The following is a 19,605-nucleotide window of genomic DNA, read 5'->3' as shown; positions in this document are numbered from 1 at the left end:
GAAGATGGCATTTCAAATTTTATTAAATGTCTGTTTAGCGTTCGTATGGATGTTTTTAACCGTTTCGTTTAACGGAGCATCATTTATCGTCGGCTATATGATCGGATTGTTTATTATTTTTATGTTGCGCCGTTTTTTCCATTCCCGCTTTTATCTCGTTCCGGTGTTCGTCATGATGAAATTGCTGTTCATCTTTTTGAAAGAGCTCATTTTATCAAACATTGCTGTAGCAAAAGTCGTCATGAAACGTCAGTTGACGATTCAGCCTGCTATTTTCGCTTTGCCAACGGAGTTAAAAAAAGAATGGGAAATTACGATGTTAGCTATGCTCATTACATTGACGCCCGGGACGCTCGTTTTAGACGTATCGGATGATGGAAGCACGTTATATATTCACGCGTTAAACAGCCCAGATGTGCATGAGGCGATTGAAAGCATTAAACAATCGTTTGAAAAAACGATTATGGAGGTGAGTAAATGATTTTAAACATCGCTCTCGTCATTCTTTCATTAGCGATGATCGGTTTTTTATATCGCGTCGTCAAAGGTCCAAGCACAGCCGATCGCATTATTGCACTTGATGCGATGGGGATTACCCTCGCTGGAATGGTCGCAATCGTTTCTATGCTATTAAACACGAGCGCGTTTTTAGACGTCATTTTGCTCATCGGCATTTTAGCGTTTGTCGGAACGGTCGCATTTGCGAAGTTTTTAGAGAAAGGGGTGGTGATCGAACGTGGTAACGATCGCTAACGTGCTTGTTGCTGTACTTATTTTACTCGGTGCGGTGCTTACACTTTTATCTGCTGTCGGTGCGATTCGATTGCCGGATGTATATACGCGTAGCCACGCCATCAGCAAAAGTACGACGCTTGGCATCATGTGCATTTTACTCGGGGCATTTTTGCATTTTTTTATTGAAAATAACCATTTCAACTCCCGCTTATTACTTGGCATCGTTTTTATTTTCATGACATCTCCTGTAGCGGCTCATTTCATTAGCCGAGCAGCATATTATACAAACGTCGATCGGTGGGAAGGAACGGTTCGCGACGATTTAAAACAAAAAGCTGGCGGAAAATAACCGTCAGCTTTCCTTATGAAAAATATGAGCGAATGATCAAGTTAAGCTCTTTGTGATGTTTCGTTGGAATTTGATGTCTTGCCCCGTCCACATATACGATGCGGACATCGTGTGCATGTTGTTGAAATATACGGCCGTATGTATGGACGTAATAATCGCGACTACCGTATATGAGTAAAATCGGGCAACGAAGTTCATGTAGGCGATCGGTCGACCGATAATGAAGCCCTGTCACATACATCTCATACAGTCGCTGACGATCGCATAATCGAACGTAATCGGCAAGCATTTGTTGTTCTTCTTTCGTTATGCCATGCGAGTTGCCGAGCACGTTCGCGAGAATAGGAATGCCATGCCATTTTACCGCATAAATCCCTATGAAAAATTCCCCGTACAATAGCGGCGTACATACTTCAGAAAATCCTCCAATTAATACAAGCGCTTTCACTTGATGCGGATATTGCAACGCAAAATGTTGGGCGATCGAGCCGCCGTTTGAATAGCCACAAACAATCGCTTCTTTCAGTTCGAGATGGTTGAACAGCTCATGCAAATCGCTCGCTAATACGTCCATCGTTATCGGTTTATTTCCTTTTCCGCTTTTTCCATTTCCTCTTAAATCATATGTCACGACTTGAAATGAAGAAGAAAGTTCGCGCTGACGATGAAATGTCACGCTTCCCATGCCGGGTGGATGAACAAATACAATCGGTGTTCCGCTTCCAATCGTCTCATAGTACAAAGGAACGGAATGTTCGACAAATGTATAAGGCATATCGCATCTTCCTTTCGTTTTCATACGAATAGTATGCGAAAAAAGACCGATCATTTATGCTTATTTCAATTTAATGGAAAAATAGTATAAAAGTATACGGTTAATAGATTCGTAGTTTCATGTTATCATATGAGCAAGGAAGCGCTTCAAAAAAAGAAAAAGGAGTTTGGAACGATGAAAAAAACGATTGTAGCTGGAGCGGTATTATCGACGTTATTTTTAGGCGAAAAAGCGGTAGACGCCGCACAATATACGGTCAAATCAGGGGATTCATTATGGAAAATTGCCCAAACGTTCCGTACATCCGTCAATGAAATAAAAGCGTTAAATCAGTTAACGTCAGATACGATTTTTATTGGACAAGTATTACAAGTGCCCGATGCCCCGACAACCGTACAAACGCCAGCACCAACAACACAAACGGTAGCATCGACGACAGCGACATATACGATTCAAAGTGGCGATACGTTATCAACGATTGCAAGAAGATGGAATACGACAGTGACACGTCTCCTTGAATTGAACCCAACGATTACAGATGTGAATCGGATTTATGTCGGACAAGTGATTAAAGTGCCAACAATCATCACAACTAATACAACGACAAATCAATTGACGTCACCAACACCAGCGCCGACAATGACACAAACATCGGTGCCAACGTCGACAACTAGCGCAAGTAAATCGTATATTGTCCAACCGGGCGACACGTTATCAACGATTGCGAAAAAATTTAATGTGACGGTAAACGATTTACTCGCACTAAACCCAAATATCACAAATGTTGATTTTATTCGCGTTGGGCAAACGATCAATGTGCCGCTTTCATGGGAAGAACGAGCAAATGCGATTATTGAAACAGGGAAAAAATACGTGGGAGCGAAATACTTGTTTGGTGCACCAACGACGCGCACAGATGTATTTGACTGCTCATCGTTTACGTATCGCGTATATAGCGAAAACGGGATCACATTGCCGCGCACATCGCGGGAACAAGCCATGGTCGGTACTGAAGTGCCACTTGCGAGCGTAAGAAAAGGCGATTTAATCTTTTTTGATACGACAGGAGATGGCGTCATTAACCATGTGTCTATCGTTGTAGATAGCGAAACGCTGTTGCATGCCGCAACGAGCACAGGAGTCGCGTTTGCGAACATGAAGCCATATTGGGCACCGCGTGCAGTGAAAGCCGTCCGCTTATTCTAGTAATGATAAAATGAAAAGATGCCTCTTACGTTTGAGGCATCTTTTCGTTTATGGAAAGCACCGTTTCAATCGCTTCATGAACGGAAGAAACGATATAGCGCGCTTCTTTTTTTACTTGTTCGGGCGCATGCGACATGACGAAACTATGCGGAGTGAGGCGAAACATCGGAATGTCGTTAAACGAATCGCCGAAACAAGCCACTTCTTCTGCTTTCAGTTGTAAATGATTCATGAGCAATCGGAGCGCTTCGCCTTTGCTAATTTGTTTTGGCATAATGTCTAAACAGCGCGGTTCAGAAATAAACGTATCGACATGTTGTGCCCACGTTTCGCGAACGAATCGCTCAAAGTGCAGGACGACGTGCTCTTCCCCAATCACAGTAATTTTTGATGGAAATATGTCACGACCGATCGCTTCGAGCATATTTCGTTTTTCGACAATATCGAAAAATAACCGCGCTTTCATTTGTTCGATTTGCGCTGTTTTTGTCTCGACAAAGCTCGTTTGTTCGTTGCACACAAGCACAATCGCTTCTAGTTTGCGCGCTTGTTCATAAATGGAGCGGGCAATGTCTGGATGAAACGCGCTATGATGAAGAAGGCGATGATTTTTTGTGTACACAAATGCACCATTTTGGCTAATGCGATGTGCGTCATGACCGATTTCTTTTAACACTTCTAAAATTTCATTATCCATGCGTCCAGAGGCGACAGCAAAATCGACGTTGCTTGTTATGGCGCGAATGACAGCCTCGCGATCTTCTTTTTTTACGCGCCGGTCATAGCCGAGTAACGTTCCGTCTAAATCAGTAACAATGAGTTGAATCATAATGGCAAACTCCTTCCATTTTTATACTGAACAAAAGTTTAATCGAACAAATGCATTTGTGCAACTGAAACGTCTTTTTGACAAAAAACATTCACAGCTGTCTTGACAAAATACAACGCATTTCCATTGACGTAGCTTTGTTCGTTTCGTAACATTGAAAGTAATGTAAACGTTTTTAAAGGAGCGAACTAGACGTGGAACAATCGTTTCGCATTGAAAAAGTATTAAATAACAACGTGCTCATTGCCTCGCATCCAACGTACGATGAAGTTGTGTTGATCGGCAAAGGCATTGGCTTTGGCAAAAAGAAAGGGGACATCATTGCACAAAAAGACGTCGAAAAATGGTTTATTTTAAAAAATGAACGAGAACAAGAACAATATAAAAAATTGTTGCCACATGTCGATGAAGAATTTATCGGCTTAATGAACGACATTATTCACCACATTCGGAAAAGAACGAACAGCTCGTTGAATGAACATATTCACGTTGCGCTAACAGATCATATTTTGTTTGCAATCAAGCGGCTAGAACAAGGAATGGACATTAAAAATCCGTTTTTAGTCGAGACAAAAAGTTTATATCCGCTCGAGTATGATGTAGCAGCTGAAGTGGTAAACATGTTAAATGAACGGTTACACATTCAGCTCCCCGAAGGAGAAATTGGCTTTATTGCTTTACACATTCATAGTGCGCTAACGAATCATCAATTATCCGAAGTGAATCAACATTCGCAACTCATTTCTCGTTTAGTTTCCGTTGTTGAAGAACAGCTCGACATTCGTATTGATCGCGAAAGCATTCATTATTTACGGTTTGTCCGTCATTTGCGCTATGCGATCGAGCGCGTGAAAAAAGGGGAAAAAATTGAAGAGCCAAAAAAATTGTCGAACATATTGAAAGAGACGTACCCACTATGTTATAATTTGTCGTGGAAGCTCATAAAAATTATGCAGCAAACGTTGCAGCTTCCGGTAGATGAAGCCGAAGCCGTATATTTAACGTTGCACTTGCAACGGCTAACTGGAAAAAGTGAATAATTGGGCACTTATCTTTACGTGTTACTGATTCGATCAGGCATGAGTAAAGAAGGCAAAAAAGTGGTGTAACGACAAAAATCGTTACATAATACCCTTTTTCTGTCATTCTTTGCTCGTGCCTTTTTGTTTTCTCTTATTTGCAAATGCTTACATTCGTTAGACGTCTAACGTTTCGCTTCATCTACTTTTCATACATGAAAATGCCGTTTGTTGCAAACGTTAACATGATGAAGGAGGGTTTTATATGAAAAAAGCGTTTGGTACGTTACAAAAAGTCGGTAAAGCGCTTATGCTTCCGGTTGCGATTTTACCGGCAGCAGGTATTTTGCTTGCGTTCGGTAACGCATTGCAAAACCCAGCATTAATTGAAAAAATTCCAGCGTTAGAAACAGGCTGGGTCGAAATGGTTGCAAAAGTGATGGAGCAATCTGGTGGGATTGTGTTTGCGAACTTGCCGCTTTTATTCGCGGTAGGGGTTGCCGTCGGATTAGCTGGCGGTGAAGGGGTTGCTGGTTTAGCGGCAATCATCGGTTACTTAGTCATGAACGTGACAATGAGCGTTATTTTAGGTGTCACAGCAGACCAAATTGGGACAGACCCATCATTTGCAAACGTGTTAGGTATTCCGACGTTGCAAACAGGGGTATTCGGCGGGATTATCGTCGGTATTTTAGCAGCATATATGTACAACAAATACTTTAACATTGAATTGCCATCTTATTTAGGCTTCTTTGCAGGAAAACGTTTCGTTCCAATTGTGACAGCCGCATCGGCATTAATTCTTGGTATTGCGATGACATGGTTATGGCCACCTGTTCAACATGGCTTAAACGCATTTTCGCACAATATGATTGATGCAAACCGTACGTTAGCAGCATTCATTTTCGGTGTCATCGAGCGCGCATTAATTCCGTTCGGTTTACACCATATTTTCTACTCACCGTTCTGGTTTGAGTTCGGTCAATACGTGAACAAAGCAGGTGAACTTGTACGCGGTGACCAACGTATTTTCTTCGAACAAATTAAAGACGGTGCTGAATTAACAGCAGGTACATTTATGACAGGAAAATTCCCGTTCATGATGTTCGGTTTACCAGCAGCAGCGCTTGCCATTTATCATGAAGCGCGCCCAGAAAACAAAAAAGTTGTTGCCGGTATTATGGCATCTGCAGCGTTAACATCGTTTTTAACAGGAATTACAGAACCAATTGAGTTTTCATTCTTGTTCGTTGCACCAGCATTGTTTGCGATTCATACCATTTTCGCTGGATTATCGTTTATGCTTATGCACATCTTAAACGTCAAAATCGGTATGACATTCTCTGGCGGTGTCATCGACTACTTACTATTCGGTGTATTGCCAGGTCGTACAGCTTGGTGGCTCGTCATTCCGGTCGGGCTTGTGTTTGCGGTCATTTACTACTTCGGATTCCGCTTTGCGATTCGTAAATGGGATTTAGCGACACCAGGACGTGAAAAAGAAACAGTTGAAACAACAAGTACAGCGGACGCAGGTGAACTTCCGCACGAAATTTTAGCGGCGCTTGGTGGAAAAGAAAATATCGCGCATTTAGATGCGTGCATTACGCGTTTACGTGTATCTGTCAACGACATTCAACATGTCGATAAAGATCGTTTGAAAGCGCTCGGCGCAGCAGGAGTATTAGAGGTTGGCAACAACATTCAAGCGATTTTCGGACCAAAATCAGACATATTAAAAACACAAATCAAAGACATTATGGAAGGTCGCGTACCGACAAAAGCGGTAGAAAAAGCAAAACCAACTGTACAAGCGACAGGCGAAACAGAACAAGTGGCATCACCGTTAACAGGAAAAGTTGTTCCACTTTCTGAAGTGCCAGATCAAGTATTTTCAACAAAAATGATGGGTGACGGTTTTGCGGTTGAGCCAACAGATGGCACAGTCGTATCACCAGTAGACGGCACGATCGTCAACGTCTTCCCAACAAAACATGCGATCGGTATTCAATCAAAAACAGGTCGTGAAGTGCTTATTCACTTCGGCATTGATACAGTGAAATTGAACGGTCAAGGATTTGAAGCGCTCGTATCGGAAGGAACAGAAGTGAAAAAAGGGCAACCGCTTTTAAAAGTGGACCTTGAATATGTAAAACAACATGCACCTTCTGTTGTCACACCAATTATTTTTACAAACTTACAAGCAGGAGAAACAGTAAATATCACGAAACAAGGAACAGTAACAAAAGGCGAAGACGTTGTCGTCGTTCAAAAATAATTTACTTGCAAAACACGTCATTTTTCGGTAAAAAAACATAGAGGGTTTTCGCCCTCTATGTTTTCAAAATAAAAAGTGAGGAGATGAGCAATATGCAAAAAACATTTAAAGTAACTGCAGAATCTGGTATTCATGCCCGTCCAGCAACTATGTTAGTACAAACAGCGAGCAAATTCGATAGCGACATTCAATTAGAGTACAACGGCAAAAAAGTCAACTTAAAATCCATTATGGGTGTCATGTCTTTAGGCATTCCACAAGGTGCGCAAATTACGATTTCAGCTGAAGGTAGCGATGCAGCAGACGCGATTAACGCATTAACAGAAACGTTAGCAAAAGAAGGATTAGCGGAGTAATGAAACGATTAAAAGGGATTGCTGCATCGAATGGCATCGCCATTGCGAAAGCGTACCGTTTAGAACATCCTGATTTAACAGTTGAAAAACAAACGATTGAAAACCCAGCTGAACAAATTCACCGTTTTCAACAAGCGCTCGCTAAATCAAAAGAAGAACTTGAAGTCATTCAAGCGCATGCATTAAAAGAGCTTGGCGAAGATAAAGCGGCTATTTTCTCCGCCCATTTGCTCGTACTAAGCGACCCAGAACTCGTCCAAGCCGTTGAACAAAAAATTGAACAAGAACGCGTCAACGCAGAATTTGCTCTTCATGAAGTGGCATCGATGTTCATTGCAATGTTTGAAGCGATGGATAACGAATATATGAAAGAACGTGCGGCAGACATTCGCGATGTGACAAAACGTGTTCTTGCTCATTTATTAGGGGTTACGATTTCCAACCCAAGCATGATTACAGAAGAAGTTGTCATCATTGCCGAAGACTTAACGCCGTCCGATACAGCTCAATTGAACCGAAAATATGTGAAAGGTTTTACAACTGACATCGGTGGACGGACGTCTCACTCTGCCATTATGGCGCGCTCGATGGAAATTCCAGCTGTCGTTGGAACGAAAGAAGCGACAGCAGCGATTCAAAACGGTGACATCGTCATTATTGACGGACTTGACGGAGAAGTCATCATTCACCCAACCGAAGAAACGATTGCTGAATACGAACAAAAACGGGCCGCGTTTGCTGCGCAAAAAGCAGAATGGGCAAAGCTCGTTCATGAACAAACGGTTACAAGCGACGGACATCATGTAGAACTTGCTGCAAACATCGGTACGCCAAATGATGTTGAAGGTGTGCTTGCCAACGGTGCAGAAGGCATCGGCTTATACCGTACTGAATTTTTATACATGGGCCGTAACGAGTTGCCGACAGAAGAAGAACAGTTTGAAGCATATAAAACGGTATTAGAAAAGATGGAAGGAAAACCGGTTGTCGTGCGTACGCTTGACATCGGCGGCGACAAAGAATTGCCATATTTAGACCTTCCAAAAGAAATGAACCCGTTTTTAGGTTTCCGTGCCGTTCGTCTTTGCCTAGATATGCAAGAGATGTTTCGCACGCAACTTCGCGCGTTGTTGCGCGCAAGTGTTTACGGCAACTTGAAAATTATGTTCCCGATGATTGCGACGTTAGACGAATTTCGTCAAGCAAAAGCAATTCTTTTAGAAGAAAAAGAAAAGCTTGTTGCTGAAGGTGTGTCAGTGTCTGACGACATCGAAGTCGGCATGATGGTTGAAATCCCGGCTGCTGCTGTATTAGCGGATCAATTTGCGAAAGAAGTCGATTTCTTTAGCATCGGTACAAACGATTTAATTCAATATACGATGGCGTCTGACCGAATGAACGAACGCGTATCGTATTTATACCAACCGTACAACCCAGCCATTTTACGTCTCATTTATAACGTCATTGAGGCGGCGCATAAAGAAGGCAAATGGGTTGGCATGTGTGGGGAAATGGCAGGCGAAGAGCTAGCTGTACCAATTTTATTAGCATTTGGTTTAGACGAGTTTAGCATGAGCGCGACATCGATTTTACGCGTTCGCTCGCAATTAAAGAAACTTTCCAAACAAGAAGCCGAACGAGTGAAAGATCACATTTTATCGCTTGCGACAGCAGAAGAAGTTGTTCGTTTCGTGAAAGAAACGTTTCAACGATAAGAACCGGACGCCTCCGGTTCTTTTTTTATGGAAAAAAAACAGTAAAAAACGGTCATAGACATGATGATGTAAACCTTTTATAATGAAACTACAACTTTATTAATTTTTCGACAACATTCGACACAGCTAGGGGGGAGCCACTTTGTTTCGGTCATTAACGATGAAATTAACGAGTTTAATGGCATTATTATTAATTATTGCACTTGTTGCTTCACAAACGGTCAACTATGTTCAAATGGCATCGGTTATGAAAGATGATGCAAAAGTGCGTGCGGAATCACTTGTGACAGAGCTTGTTGACGATATTGAACATAGCTTTGACAGTCAAGAAGATGCGCTAAAGCAATTTAGTGAAACAAAATCATTTCAAACGTTTTCAAAAACAGAAGATGCACAACTTTGGCAAGAGATCGATCAACAACTTGCAACATTTTTAAACATTCATAAAAAAGTACAATTAGCTTACATCGGTACAGCAAACGGCAACATGTATACGACGCCATCCGTTGATTTGCCGCCGGATTTTGATCCGACGACACGCCCGTGGTATAAAGCGGCAGTGGCAACGCCAGACAAAGTCATTTGGACAGAGTCATACGTTGATGCGGTAACAAACGATTACATTGTCACGATCGCCAAAGCGATTGTTGAAAACGGTCAAGTGATCGGCGTCATCGGTTTAGACGTGTCGTTAAATACGCTTGCCGAGACGGTTGAACAATTCCGCGTTGGCTACAACGGCTATCCGGTATTGTTTGACCAAAACAAATTGGCAATCGTTCATCCGCAATACAAAGGAAAAGATATGTCTGACCATCCGGTCGTCAAAACGATGTTTTCGGAAGACAAAGGCGCTTATGAATATGAACAAGACGGCGAAAAACGGTTATTGTATTTTGCGACGATTCCAAAGTTAAATTGGAAAGTCGGTGCAGTGTACAAAGAAAAAGATTTATTAGCGACGTTAACGACGATCGGAAAAACGTCATGGACGATTGTCGTCATTGCGACAGTGCTTGCCTCGCTTCTTATTTATGCAGTGTCGCGTTCGATCGTCAAACCGATCGTTCAACTGAATGAGCGCGTGCAACAAGTGGCGACAGGCGATTTAACGGTGCATGTCGAACCGAAAGGAAAAGACGAAATTGCGCAGCTTACTAGCCACTTTAATGAAATGGTGTCGCATATGCGCTCACTTATTGGCGAAGTCGATCGTTCCGTCGCAGAACTCGGTGGTGCGGCTGACCATTTAAGCGCGGTGTCCGAAGAAACGATGGCGACAAGCGAACAAGTGACGACAGCGGTAACTGATATTGCGAAAGGTGTATCCGAACAAGCAAGCAATTTAGATGCGATGAACGACCGCATGAACGATTTATCTGAAAAAATGGGTACGGTGACGCAATCGGCCGAGCGTGTGAAACAACTTTCCGATGAAACGAAAGACGCAAGCTACATGGGCATCGAAAAATTAAATGTGCTTCAAGCGAAATCAGCGGAATCGCAAAACGAATTGCGTTCGGTTGAAACGGTGATCACCGATTTAGGCGAAAAAATGAAACAAATCGGTGCGATTATTCAAACGATTACCGACATTTCCGCGCAAACGAACCTTTTAGCACTCAACGCTTCGATTGAAGCGGCACGTGCAGGAGAGCATGGCAAAGGATTTGCGGTTGTTGCGGAAGAAGTGCGTAAGCTTGCCGAACAATCGGCGCAAGCGACAGAACAAATTCGCCAAACGATTACGTCCATTCAACAACAAGCCACCCTTGCGACTGAAGCGGTTGATCATACGAAGCAAATGAACGACCAGCAACAACAAGCAGTAAACGAAACTGCAGAATCGTTTATGCATATTGCGACGATGATGGAACAATTAACGTCAGCGATTGAACATATTTTTACACAAATTCACGACGTGAACGAGAATAAAGAACAAATTGTTGCTGCATTACAAAATTTAGCAGCGATTTCAGAACAATCAGCCGCATCGGCAGAAGAAGTATCCGCGTCATCGGAAGAACAATTAAAAGCATTAAGCACGGTGACAGAAGCGGCAGAACGACTAAACGATATGAGCCGCTCATTGCAACAACTCATCCATCGTTTTCGTGTATAAAGCTAGGCATCATGCCTAGCTTTTTTACGTGTTTGTAACAATTTTTTTCCTTGATTTTTTTTTACGTGAGAATTACGATAAATTTAGGATAAAAGGCCTATATTTGTTCGTTTTTGGAGGAGAGGGCTATGGATCGCTCGCTGATGGCGGCGTTAGAAAGTTTGCGCATTGCGCTTCATGTGACGCGCGTCGCCATTTTTCGTTTATATGCAACGGACCAAACATATACATTGCAACGCATTTACGATATACAAACACCCTCTGCACGTTTTCTGCCACGTGATGACATCGTACTTCCAACAGAAGACGCTCATTGTTTAGCCCATTTATATGACGGAAATGTGTTTGTCGGGCATACAAATGAATTAGATGGGAATGTACGCACTGTTTTTGAGAAACACGCCATTCAGTCATTTATGATCGCCCCCATTTTTATTCACGATGAACGATGGGGATTTTTAAGCGTCGTCGATTGCGAACAAAAACGAATGTTTTCCGCTCATGAACGTGCGATTTTTTGGGCGCTTGCTCGCACGATTGGCGAGGGGATTAAACGGGAACAAGAATTGACGGAACTTCAACAGCTAAAACAAGAAATGGAACAAATGAATGCAACACTCCAACAAAAAGTTGAAGAAGAAGTGCGAAAAAATCGCGAAAAAGATTTTATGCTTATTGAGCAATCACGCTATGCAACGATGGGAGAAATGTTAAGAAACATCGCTCACCAATGGCGACAGCCGTTAAACGTCCTCGGCTTGCTTTTACAAGATATACAAGAAGCATATACGTACGGAGAACTAAACGAATCATATTTGCGCACATCTATTCAAAAATGTCTTGCTCAAATTCAACATATGTCCCGAACGATTAACGATTTTCGCAATTTTTTTAAACCGCATAAGGAAGCATCGTACTTTCGTCCCGTTCAAGCCATTCGCCAAGCGTTAAAAATTATTTCAGCAAGTTTAGACCATTATGACGTTCATTTGCACGTTCAAAATCGGACGCGTGCGCACATGTATGGCTATCCGAATGAAATGAGTCAAGTGCTCATTAATTTGTTGACAAATGCGTGCGAACAATTTGTTGAACGGGATGTGGGGCGACGAATCATTTGCATTCGTACATATGCAGACGACTCATTCATTTACATTCAAGTAAAAGACAATGCAGGAGGCATTGACGAAACGATCATGCCACGTATGTTCGAACCGTACGTGACAACGAAAAAAGACGGCACTGGTCTCGGACTATATATGTCAAAAATGATTGTGACAAAAATGGGCGGTGATTTGCTCATTTCATCATCCAAAAATGGAGCGACGTTTACGATCCGCATGCCGCGAAGTAAAGGGGGAAGGGGTTCATGATTGCGGTTCAAACAGATGTAAAAGTATTATATGTCGAAGATGAGCCGAGCGCACGCGAGATGTTGACGCGTTTGCTTAAACGGCGCATTCGTGAAGTAAAAATAGCGAAAAACGGTCAAGAAGCGCTCGAACTATTTACGACGTTTCACCCGGACATCGTCATTACAGATATTAAAATGCCTATATTAAACGGATTAGAGCTTATTCGCCATATTCGTGAGATGGATAAACATGTGCAAATTATTATTACGACCGCCTATGACGATAACGACTTTTTCATTCGGGCGATTGAATACGGAGTGAATCATTTTATTTTAAAGCCGATTGACCACGAAAAATTTTTGCAATCGTTGCAACATTCGATTTATCAACGTCAGCTCGAGCGGGAACTAGAAAAACAAAAACAATATACGCGCACGATTATTGATTTTCAAGAAAACTTAATATGCATTTTAAATGATGAACGATTGCTCGATTGCAATTTATCGTTTCAACGGTTTTTCGGACGAGAACAAATGGAAAAACTTCGTGCTGGTCAAGCGCACGTATGCGATTATTTTGTTGCTGAACCTGGCTATTTTTATATGAAAGGAGAAAGGCGGTGGCTTCGCCCGCTCATTGATCGCACGATTCCGTTTTTAAAAGTAAAAATGATGTGCAAGCAATCAGAAGAACACGTGTTTTTAGTGAAGGCGACGTCGTTTCCTGATGAGCCCGAGTCGTATTTAGTCGTACTCACCGACATTACCGCGCTTGAGGAAGAAAGTAAACGGAATGAATTTTTAGCGACAAAAGATCCACTTACAAAAACGTTTAACCGCTTAAAATTTGACGAGTTTTTTACCCGTGAAATTCATCGCGCGAAACGATATAAACATACGTTTTCTATTATTTTGTTTGACATTGATCATTTTAAAAAAGTAAACGATACGTACGGGCATGATGTCGGTGATATGGTACTGACGCGCATGTGTGAAACGATTTCGAATCGATTGCGCGACTGCGACATATTGGCGCGTTGGGGCGGGGAAGAATTTATTATTTTAGCGCCTGCCACATCGCAAACGGGAGCGTATCGTTTAGCGGAAGCGCTTCGCCAGCTCATAGCAACTACTCATTTTCCGAAAGTTGGGCATATTACGTGTAGCTTTGGCGTTTGCGAATACGAACAAGGAATGACGAAAGAGCAAATGGTTAAGCGGGCGGATGAAGCGTTATATGAAGCGAAGCGAACAGGAAGGAATCGCGTCGTCGTTAGCGAATGTATATGTTGAGGGGAGGATGGGAAATGAAAACAGCGATTGTAGCCGCATCAAGCCAAGGGCTTGGCAAAGCGATTGCGACAAAACTTGTTTCACAAGAAGTGAACGTCATGCTTGCTAGCCGCGATGAGCAAAAATTGCACGCTGTCGCTGAACAGCTCAATGCGCTCGGAAAAGGAAAAGCGGCCTATGTTGTAACAGACGTGACGAACAACGCAATGATCGAGCAATTAGTCGAAAAAACAGTAGAAACATTTGGCGACATTCATCTATTAGTGAATAACGCTGGCGGTCCGAAAACGGGAACGCTTGCGACGTTAACAGATGCGGATTGGCAACAAGCGTTTGAGTTAAATGTGCTCAGCTACGTGCGGCTCATTCGCGCAACATTGCCACATTTGAAAAAGACGAAAGGGAAAATCGTCAATATTGCCTCATCTTCCATTAAAGAACCGATTCCGGGCTTGCTTTTGTCGAATACGTTTCGTCTCGGCATCGTCGGTTTGACAAAAACGCTCGCACAAGAGCTTGCCCCATACGGCATTTTAATCAATACCGTTGCTCCGGGGCGCATCGCAACGGAACGTGTCGCCTATTTAGACGAACAAAACGCCAAAAAACTCGGCATTCGCAAAGAAGAAATGGAAGCGCGCATGAAAGCGACCATTCCGCTCGGTCGTTACGGCACGCCTGAAGAGTTTGCGAACGTCGTCGCCTTTTTATTGTCGGATGAAAATACGTATATGACAGGACAGTCGCTTTTAGTCGATGGCGGCATGGTCAAAGCGATTTAGAATGGAGAGAGAAACATGCAAACGATTGGTTTCATTGGACTTGGTGTCATGGGAAAAAGTATGGCGCGCAACTTGCTTCGGGCAGGCTATTCGCTCGTTGTATATACGCGCACAAAGGAAAAAGCGGAAGATTTATTAGCAGAAGGTGCAGTATGGAAAGAAACAGTAAAAGACGTCGCTCAAGTGGCGGATGTCGTCATGACGATGGTTGGTGAGCCGCACGATGTGGAACATATATACTTTGGCGATGACGGCATTTTGAACGATGCGAAGCGCGGCGCGTATTTGATTGATTTTACGACATCTAAACCGTCGCTTGCGGTACGCATTTATGAGGCAGCAAAGGAAAAAGGAATGTTCGCTCTTGATGCACCTGTATCAGGCGGCGATATTGGTGCACGCGAAGGCACGTTGTCGATTATGGTCGGCGGGGACAAGGAAGCGTTTTCCGCATGTATGCCGCTTTTTTCGCATATCGGAAAAAACATCGTTTGGCAAGGGAAAGCAGGAGCAGGGCAACATACGAAAATGTGCAACCAAATTGCGATTGCGACAAATATGATTGGCGTATGTGAAGCGCTTGTTTATGCTGAAAAAGCAGGATTAGACCCAGAACGCGTCTTGCAAAGCATTTCGCAAGGAGCGGCATCGAGCTGGTCGCTTTCCAACTTAGCTCCAAGAATGCTTGCTGGCGATTTCGCCCCGGGCTTTTATGTGAAACATTTTATTAAAGATATGGGCATCGCGCTTGCCGAAGCAGAAACGCTCGGTTTATCACTGCCGGGCTTAAAGCTTGCAAAACAATTGTATGAGTCGCTTGCGGAGCGTGGGGAAGAACAAAGCGGTACACAAGCGTTATATAAATGGTATAAAGAATGGTAAAAAGGTGCTTTTAGCGAGCACCTTTTTTTATGTACGATTCGATGCGGTCGAGCCCTTTTTGTAGCTCCTCCATCGCACAAGCATACGATATACGAATATATCCTTCACCGTATGTCGAAAATGCACTTCCTGGCACGACAGCGACTTTTGCTTCTTTCGCTAGCTGTAACGCAAAATCAAATGACGAATGATGAAACTTTGCAATGGAAGGAAAAATGTAAAACGCTCCATTCGGCTTTTGGACGTCAAAGCCGATGGTACGAAGGCGCTCGTACACATATGACATTCGTTCAGCATATTGCTTTTTCATGTCGTGCGCATCGTTCATCCCAACTGTTAGCGCTTCAAGCGCCGCTCGTTGCGAAATAGATGTCGCGCATGAGACGTTATATTGATGCACTTTCAACATATGCTCAATAATCCATTTTCGCGCAAATAAAAACCCGATGCGAAACCCAGTCATCGCATGCGACTTACTAACGCCGTTAATGACGATCGTTTGGTCAGGAAGCGATGTTGCAATCGACTCGTGTTTCCCTGTAAACACCAGTTCACTATAAATTTCATCGGAAATGACCCAAATCGGTTTGTCTTTTACAAGTGTAGCAATTTGTTGCAGTTCATCGCGCGATAGCGTCATTCCTGTCGGATTAGACGGGTACGGCAACACGATGCATCGCGTTCGCTCGGTCATAAGCGGTTCGATTTGCTCTGCTAATAGTTTAAAGCCTGTATGCCGCGTATCGACATATACAGGTGTTGCCCCGCATAACCGAATGATCGGTTCATATCCCGGATACACAGGGGCAGGGAGAATGACTTCGGAACCTTCTGTTAAAATCGTACGAAAGGCAATATCAAGCGCTTGGCTCGCCCCGACGGTAACGATCACTTCATCAGCGGTATAATGCAAGTTGTATTTCGTTTCAACAAAGCGACAAGCCGCTTCACGTAACGGTACATATCCTGCGTTATGCGTATAAGAAGTAAACTGCTCATCAAGCGCACGTTTTGTCGCTTCTTTAATATGATCGGGTGTCGGAAAGTCCGGCTGTCCAATCGTTAATGAAATCATATCTTTTTCTTTGGAAACGAGATTAAAAAACTGACGAATGCCAGAGAGTTGAATATGTTGCACACGTTCATTCATCGGTAGCGTCATCGTCTTTCACCTTTCTTTGTTTTTTTCTATTAAACAATAAAAGGTGAACGTTTCGCAATGTGTTTTGCAGAAAACGTTCACCTTATGTGCTGTTCTGTCATATCACAGTCGATCATGCGTGTACATCCTCCAAATGACGATAGCGAGCGAGAAGCTCATTATATTGTTGCGCGAGGGTTAGAAACAACGTTTCATTCCGTTCTTCAAGCGCCTTGTCAATATCGCGCATGAGACGCTCTCTTTCAAACCGGAATAACGCCTGTTCGATCACGAATTGTGCTGCTTGCCCATAACCATTAGCGACATCGTGTGGCTGCGATACGAGTGCCATATCATTGTACTTTTCAAACATGTTTCATTCCCCCTTAGCGAGAAGAATACTCTTCCCCCTTTTCTACATTATAAAGAGTTTTTTGTAAATTGTAAATAAAATTTCGAAAAATTAAAACAAAAAAATAAAAGCTGACGAACGCCAGCTTGATCTATTAATAACCGTAGTCCCAGTCGATTTCTTCATCATGCCAAAGAACAGCTTCTGTTTGTTCATCGGCCACTTCTTCTAGCTGTTCTTTTTCTACATCTTCTACAATCGTTACTGTATGATCTTCTTCAAAAAGAATGGCTAACCCTTTCATTTTGACACTACCTTTCGTGTTTGTTTTCACAATCATTGTAACGCGCCATATTTGTCCACGTCTATCGTGTTCATAAAGATGTCAATGTTTTTGTTTTTTCTGAAAATAAAAACGAATATAGCCGTCACACTTCTTATGTTACAATACATGTGGAACAACCATCATGGAGGCATCATATGTTTGTTGCGATTATTAAACCACTCGTTGTCAACATCACCATTTTATTTTCACTCGTTTTTAATGCGAACTTATTTTTTCCATTCCGAAGAAAAATGGTGCTCACATGGAAACAAAAAGTCATTTACGGTATCGTTTCATCATTTACAGCCATTTTATGTATGATGTATCCGATTCAGCCGCTTGCGAAAACGAACTTCGACTTTCGCATGATCGTCATTTTAGTGACAACATTATATATTGGAAAAACCGCAGGGTTGTTATGCACATTTACAGTTGTCATCGTTCGTTTAATCATCGGTGGCCCATTCGCTTATGTAGGTTCGGCGGTGTCCGTATTTGCCTACATCGTCGGTATGATGTTTCGTACGTCTTTTTTTAACGTAAAAAGAAAAATATTATATGGGCTTATGATCGTTTTCATTTATCTTATTTTGTATGTCGCAACGATTATATACGCCGTTCCACCGCTTCCTTGGCGGTTTTATGTCGTATATTTTTCGTTTTTTATCGCCATGTTTTTAGCGCTTGTTTACGTGATTGAACGGCTCATTCAATTTAACGAGCAGTTTGACGATATGATTTACGTCGATAAACTAGCCACCGTCAGCGAAATGGCGGCATCTTTCGCTCATGAAATTCGCAATCCGCTCACAACGGTGCGCGGCTTTGTCCAATTTTTAAGCGAAGATACGACAGATGAAAACGTGAAAAAATTTGCTCCCGTCATTTTAGAAGAATTAGATCGAACGAATCAAATTATTACCGAATATTTAACATTAGCTAAACCAACGCCATTTGAACGTCAAAAAGTGAATATCGATGACGTTTTACATACATCCGTTCATTTGTTAAGTCCGCTCGGTACGATGACAAACGTATCGTTGCAGCTATATACGGAAGGGAAAAGCGATGTGTATGGCGATAAACATTATTTAAAACAAGCGCTATTAAACGTCATAAAAAACGGAATGGAAGCAATTGAATATGGCGGGGTCGTGACGATTCATAAAACGGTCGATGAAAAAGAAAAGCAAGTGATCATTACGATTCGCGACACAGGAAAAGGAATGACCGAAGAACAGTTAAAAAACATCGGCTTGCCGTATTATACGACAAAATCGAAAGGAACAGGGCTTGGAAGCATGATTACCGCACGTCTGATTCGCCAAATGGGAGGAACGATTACATATGAAAGCCGCTTGAACGTCGGAACGACTGTCACGATCACATTGCCATTGTATGAAGGGGATTAGTCCCCTTCTTTTTGTATATAAGAAAGAAATACATGTAACGTCTCATGGAGAAACGTCGGCAACGGCTCCGTAATATGTGAAAAAATCCATAACTGTAATGCGCCAACGTATAATTGGACTGCCATTAAAGCAAGCGATGAAGACGAGTGTCTCGTTCGAATATCGCCACATCGTTTTCCTTCCTCAAACAAATGTACAAGCATATGAAGCAAAGGGGTAAATGGAAACGTTTGTTTAGAAGTATATATATGTAAAACCGATTTCGTCACTTTACGTCCAAGCTGCTCATGCATCATTGTCAGTTCATAAAACAGTCGCTCCATTCGTTCACGCCAATGCTCATGTTCATTGTTTTTCATTTTTTCATATACACGCTCGACAGACGAAAAAAATACACTTTGCAATACGTCTTCTTTCGTGCGGAAATAATTAAAAAACGTCCCTTTTGCGACGCCTGCTTCGTTTGTAATTTGCAAAACGGTCGTTTCATCGTATCCTTGTTTTTGAAACAATTGAAGTGCCGTTTGTTGCAGTAATAGTCTCGTTTGCTTTTTTTGTCGCTCTCGTTTCATCATACATCCTCCGCGATGATTATCTATTTTTATTATAGTTAAATTTACCTAGGAATAAAGTATTATTTTCATAGACTGAAAGTTTTGTTTAGACATGTATCATTCGCA

At 42.4% G+C, this 19,605-nt stretch carries 20 protein-coding genes; 14 read left to right on the top strand and 6 right to left on the bottom strand.

Annotation, left to right across the window (positions count from 1 at the left end):
- The first annotated feature begins 4 nt into the window (after positions 1 to 4).
- Genes HNQ84_RS01010 through mnhG form a run of 3 tightly spaced genes read left to right on the top strand, consistent with a single transcriptional unit; the run spans position 5 to position 1,084 of the window.
- On the top strand, positions 5 to 481 hold the full coding sequence (locus HNQ84_RS01010; protein WP_032100599.1) for a Na+/H+ antiporter subunit E: 477 nt from the start codon (positions 5 to 7) through the stop codon (positions 479 to 481).
- Positions 478 to 753, top strand: a complete 276-nt coding sequence (locus HNQ84_RS01005; RefSeq protein WP_032100598.1) for a Na(+)/H(+) antiporter subunit F1 — start codon at positions 478 to 480, stop codon at positions 751 to 753. Before HNQ84_RS01010 ends, HNQ84_RS01005 begins: the two co-directional genes overlap by 4 nt.
- On the top strand, positions 737 to 1,084 hold the full coding sequence (gene mnhG, locus HNQ84_RS01000; protein WP_032100597.1) for a monovalent cation/H(+) antiporter subunit G: 348 nt from the start codon (positions 737 to 739) through the stop codon (positions 1,082 to 1,084). Before HNQ84_RS01005 ends, mnhG begins: the two co-directional genes overlap by 17 nt.
- Positions 1,085 to 1,097: 13 nt before the next feature.
- Here the strand turns inward: mnhG and HNQ84_RS00995 are convergent, their stop codons facing one another.
- Positions 1,098 to 1,859, bottom strand: a complete 762-nt coding sequence (locus HNQ84_RS00995; RefSeq protein ID WP_183250365.1) for an alpha/beta fold hydrolase — start codon at positions 1,857 to 1,859, stop codon at positions 1,098 to 1,100.
- Between the two features lie 174 nt (positions 1,860 to 2,033).
- Between HNQ84_RS00995 and HNQ84_RS00990 the strand changes: the two genes are divergently transcribed.
- Entirely contained in the window at positions 2,034 to 3,065 is a 1,032-nt protein-coding gene (locus tag HNQ84_RS00990; RefSeq protein WP_246349074.1) for a C40 family peptidase, read from the top strand.
- A gap of 25 nt (positions 3,066 to 3,090) precedes the next feature.
- On the opposite strand, the gene HNQ84_RS00985 is transcribed toward HNQ84_RS00990, so the two are convergent.
- Complete coding sequence (locus HNQ84_RS00985) at positions 3,091 to 3,894, bottom strand: HAD family hydrolase (protein ID WP_183250369.1); 804 nt, start codon at positions 3,892 to 3,894, stop codon at positions 3,091 to 3,093.
- A gap of 194 nt (positions 3,895 to 4,088) precedes the next feature.
- Here HNQ84_RS00985 and glcT point away from each other — a divergent pair, with 194 nt between their 5' ends.
- The 9 genes from glcT (at position 4,089) to HNQ84_RS00940 (ending at position 15,695) form a co-directional block, all read left to right on the top strand.
- Positions 4,089 to 4,934 carry a glucose PTS transporter transcription antiterminator GlcT gene (gene glcT, locus HNQ84_RS00980; protein ID WP_055440274.1) on the top strand — a complete coding sequence of 282 codons (846 nt, stop codon included), beginning with the start codon at positions 4,089 to 4,091 and terminating at the stop codon, positions 4,932 to 4,934.
- 244 nt (positions 4,935 to 5,178) lie between these two features.
- Complete coding sequence (gene ptsG, locus HNQ84_RS00975; protein WP_183250371.1) at positions 5,179 to 7,191, top strand: glucose-specific PTS transporter subunit IIBC; 2,013 nt, start codon at positions 5,179 to 5,181, stop codon at positions 7,189 to 7,191.
- A gap of 83 nt (positions 7,192 to 7,274) precedes the next feature.
- Positions 7,275 to 7,547, top strand: a complete 273-nt coding sequence (locus HNQ84_RS00970) for a phosphocarrier protein HPr (protein ID WP_099668608.1) — start codon at positions 7,275 to 7,277, stop codon at positions 7,545 to 7,547.
- Positions 7,547 to 9,262 carry a phosphoenolpyruvate--protein phosphotransferase gene (ptsP, locus tag HNQ84_RS00965; protein ID WP_183250373.1) on the top strand — a complete coding sequence of 572 codons (1,716 nt, stop codon included), beginning with the start codon at positions 7,547 to 7,549 and terminating at the stop codon, positions 9,260 to 9,262. The genes HNQ84_RS00970 and ptsP overlap by 1 nt, the downstream gene beginning before the upstream one ends.
- A gap of 142 nt (positions 9,263 to 9,404) precedes the next feature.
- A complete protein-coding gene (locus HNQ84_RS00960) occupies positions 9,405 to 11,384 on the top strand; it encodes a methyl-accepting chemotaxis protein (protein WP_183250375.1) in 1,980 nt (659 codons plus the stop codon).
- 128 nt (positions 11,385 to 11,512) lie between these two features.
- On the top strand, positions 11,513 to 12,757 hold the full coding sequence (locus tag HNQ84_RS00955; RefSeq protein WP_183250377.1) for a GAF domain-containing sensor histidine kinase: 1,245 nt from the start codon (positions 11,513 to 11,515) through the stop codon (positions 12,755 to 12,757).
- The gene (locus HNQ84_RS00950; protein WP_183250379.1) at positions 12,754 to 14,031 is read left to right on the top strand and encodes a GGDEF domain-containing response regulator; all 1,278 of its coding nucleotides are present in this window, start codon (positions 12,754 to 12,756) and stop codon (positions 14,029 to 14,031) included. The genes HNQ84_RS00955 and HNQ84_RS00950 overlap by 4 nt, the downstream gene beginning before the upstream one ends.
- 14 nt (positions 14,032 to 14,045) lie before the next feature.
- On the top strand, positions 14,046 to 14,813 hold the full coding sequence (locus HNQ84_RS00945) for an SDR family oxidoreductase (protein WP_435620832.1): 768 nt from the start codon (positions 14,046 to 14,048) through the stop codon (positions 14,811 to 14,813).
- A 15-nt stretch (positions 14,814 to 14,828) separates the two neighbouring features.
- Positions 14,829 to 15,695 (top strand): NAD(P)-dependent oxidoreductase, encoded by an 867-nt coding sequence (locus HNQ84_RS00940; protein ID WP_435620831.1) that lies wholly within the window; start codon positions 14,829 to 14,831, stop codon positions 15,693 to 15,695.
- A 10-nt stretch (positions 15,696 to 15,705) separates the two neighbouring features.
- Here HNQ84_RS00940 and HNQ84_RS00935 read toward each other — a convergent pair whose 3' ends face one another.
- The 3 genes from HNQ84_RS00935 to HNQ84_RS00925 all read right to left on the bottom strand — a co-directional run bounded on the left by HNQ84_RS00935 (position 15,706) and on the right by HNQ84_RS00925 (position 17,528).
- Positions 15,706 to 16,857, bottom strand: coding sequence for an aminotransferase A (locus tag HNQ84_RS00935; protein ID WP_435620830.1), 1,152 nt, complete (start codon positions 16,855 to 16,857; stop codon positions 15,706 to 15,708).
- Between the two features lie 112 nt (positions 16,858 to 16,969).
- Positions 16,970 to 17,209 (bottom strand): IDEAL domain-containing protein, encoded by a 240-nt coding sequence (locus HNQ84_RS00930; protein WP_183250387.1) that lies wholly within the window; start codon positions 17,207 to 17,209, stop codon positions 16,970 to 16,972.
- A 133-nt stretch (positions 17,210 to 17,342) separates the two neighbouring features.
- Entirely contained in the window at positions 17,343 to 17,528 is a 186-nt protein-coding gene (locus tag HNQ84_RS00925) for a hypothetical protein (protein ID WP_055440264.1), read from the bottom strand.
- A gap of 140 nt (positions 17,529 to 17,668) precedes the next feature.
- Between HNQ84_RS00925 and HNQ84_RS00920 the strand changes: the two genes are divergently transcribed.
- A complete protein-coding gene (locus HNQ84_RS00920; protein WP_435620829.1) occupies positions 17,669 to 18,925 on the top strand; it encodes an ATP-binding protein in 1,257 nt (418 codons plus the stop codon).
- On the opposite strand, the gene HNQ84_RS00915 is transcribed toward HNQ84_RS00920, so the two are convergent.
- Positions 18,922 to 19,497, bottom strand: coding sequence for a TetR/AcrR family transcriptional regulator (locus HNQ84_RS00915; RefSeq protein WP_032100580.1), 576 nt, complete (start codon positions 19,495 to 19,497; stop codon positions 18,922 to 18,924). The genes HNQ84_RS00920 and HNQ84_RS00915 overlap by 4 nt on opposite strands.
- Between the last annotated feature and the right edge of the window lie 108 nt (positions 19,498 to 19,605).

The sequence above is a fragment of the Anoxybacillus eryuanensis genome, from assembly GCF_051200995.1.
GTDB lineage: Bacteria > Bacillota > Bacilli > Bacillales > Anoxybacillaceae > Anoxybacillus > Anoxybacillus tengchongensis.
This window is presented reverse-complemented; position numbering and strand designations above follow the sequence as displayed.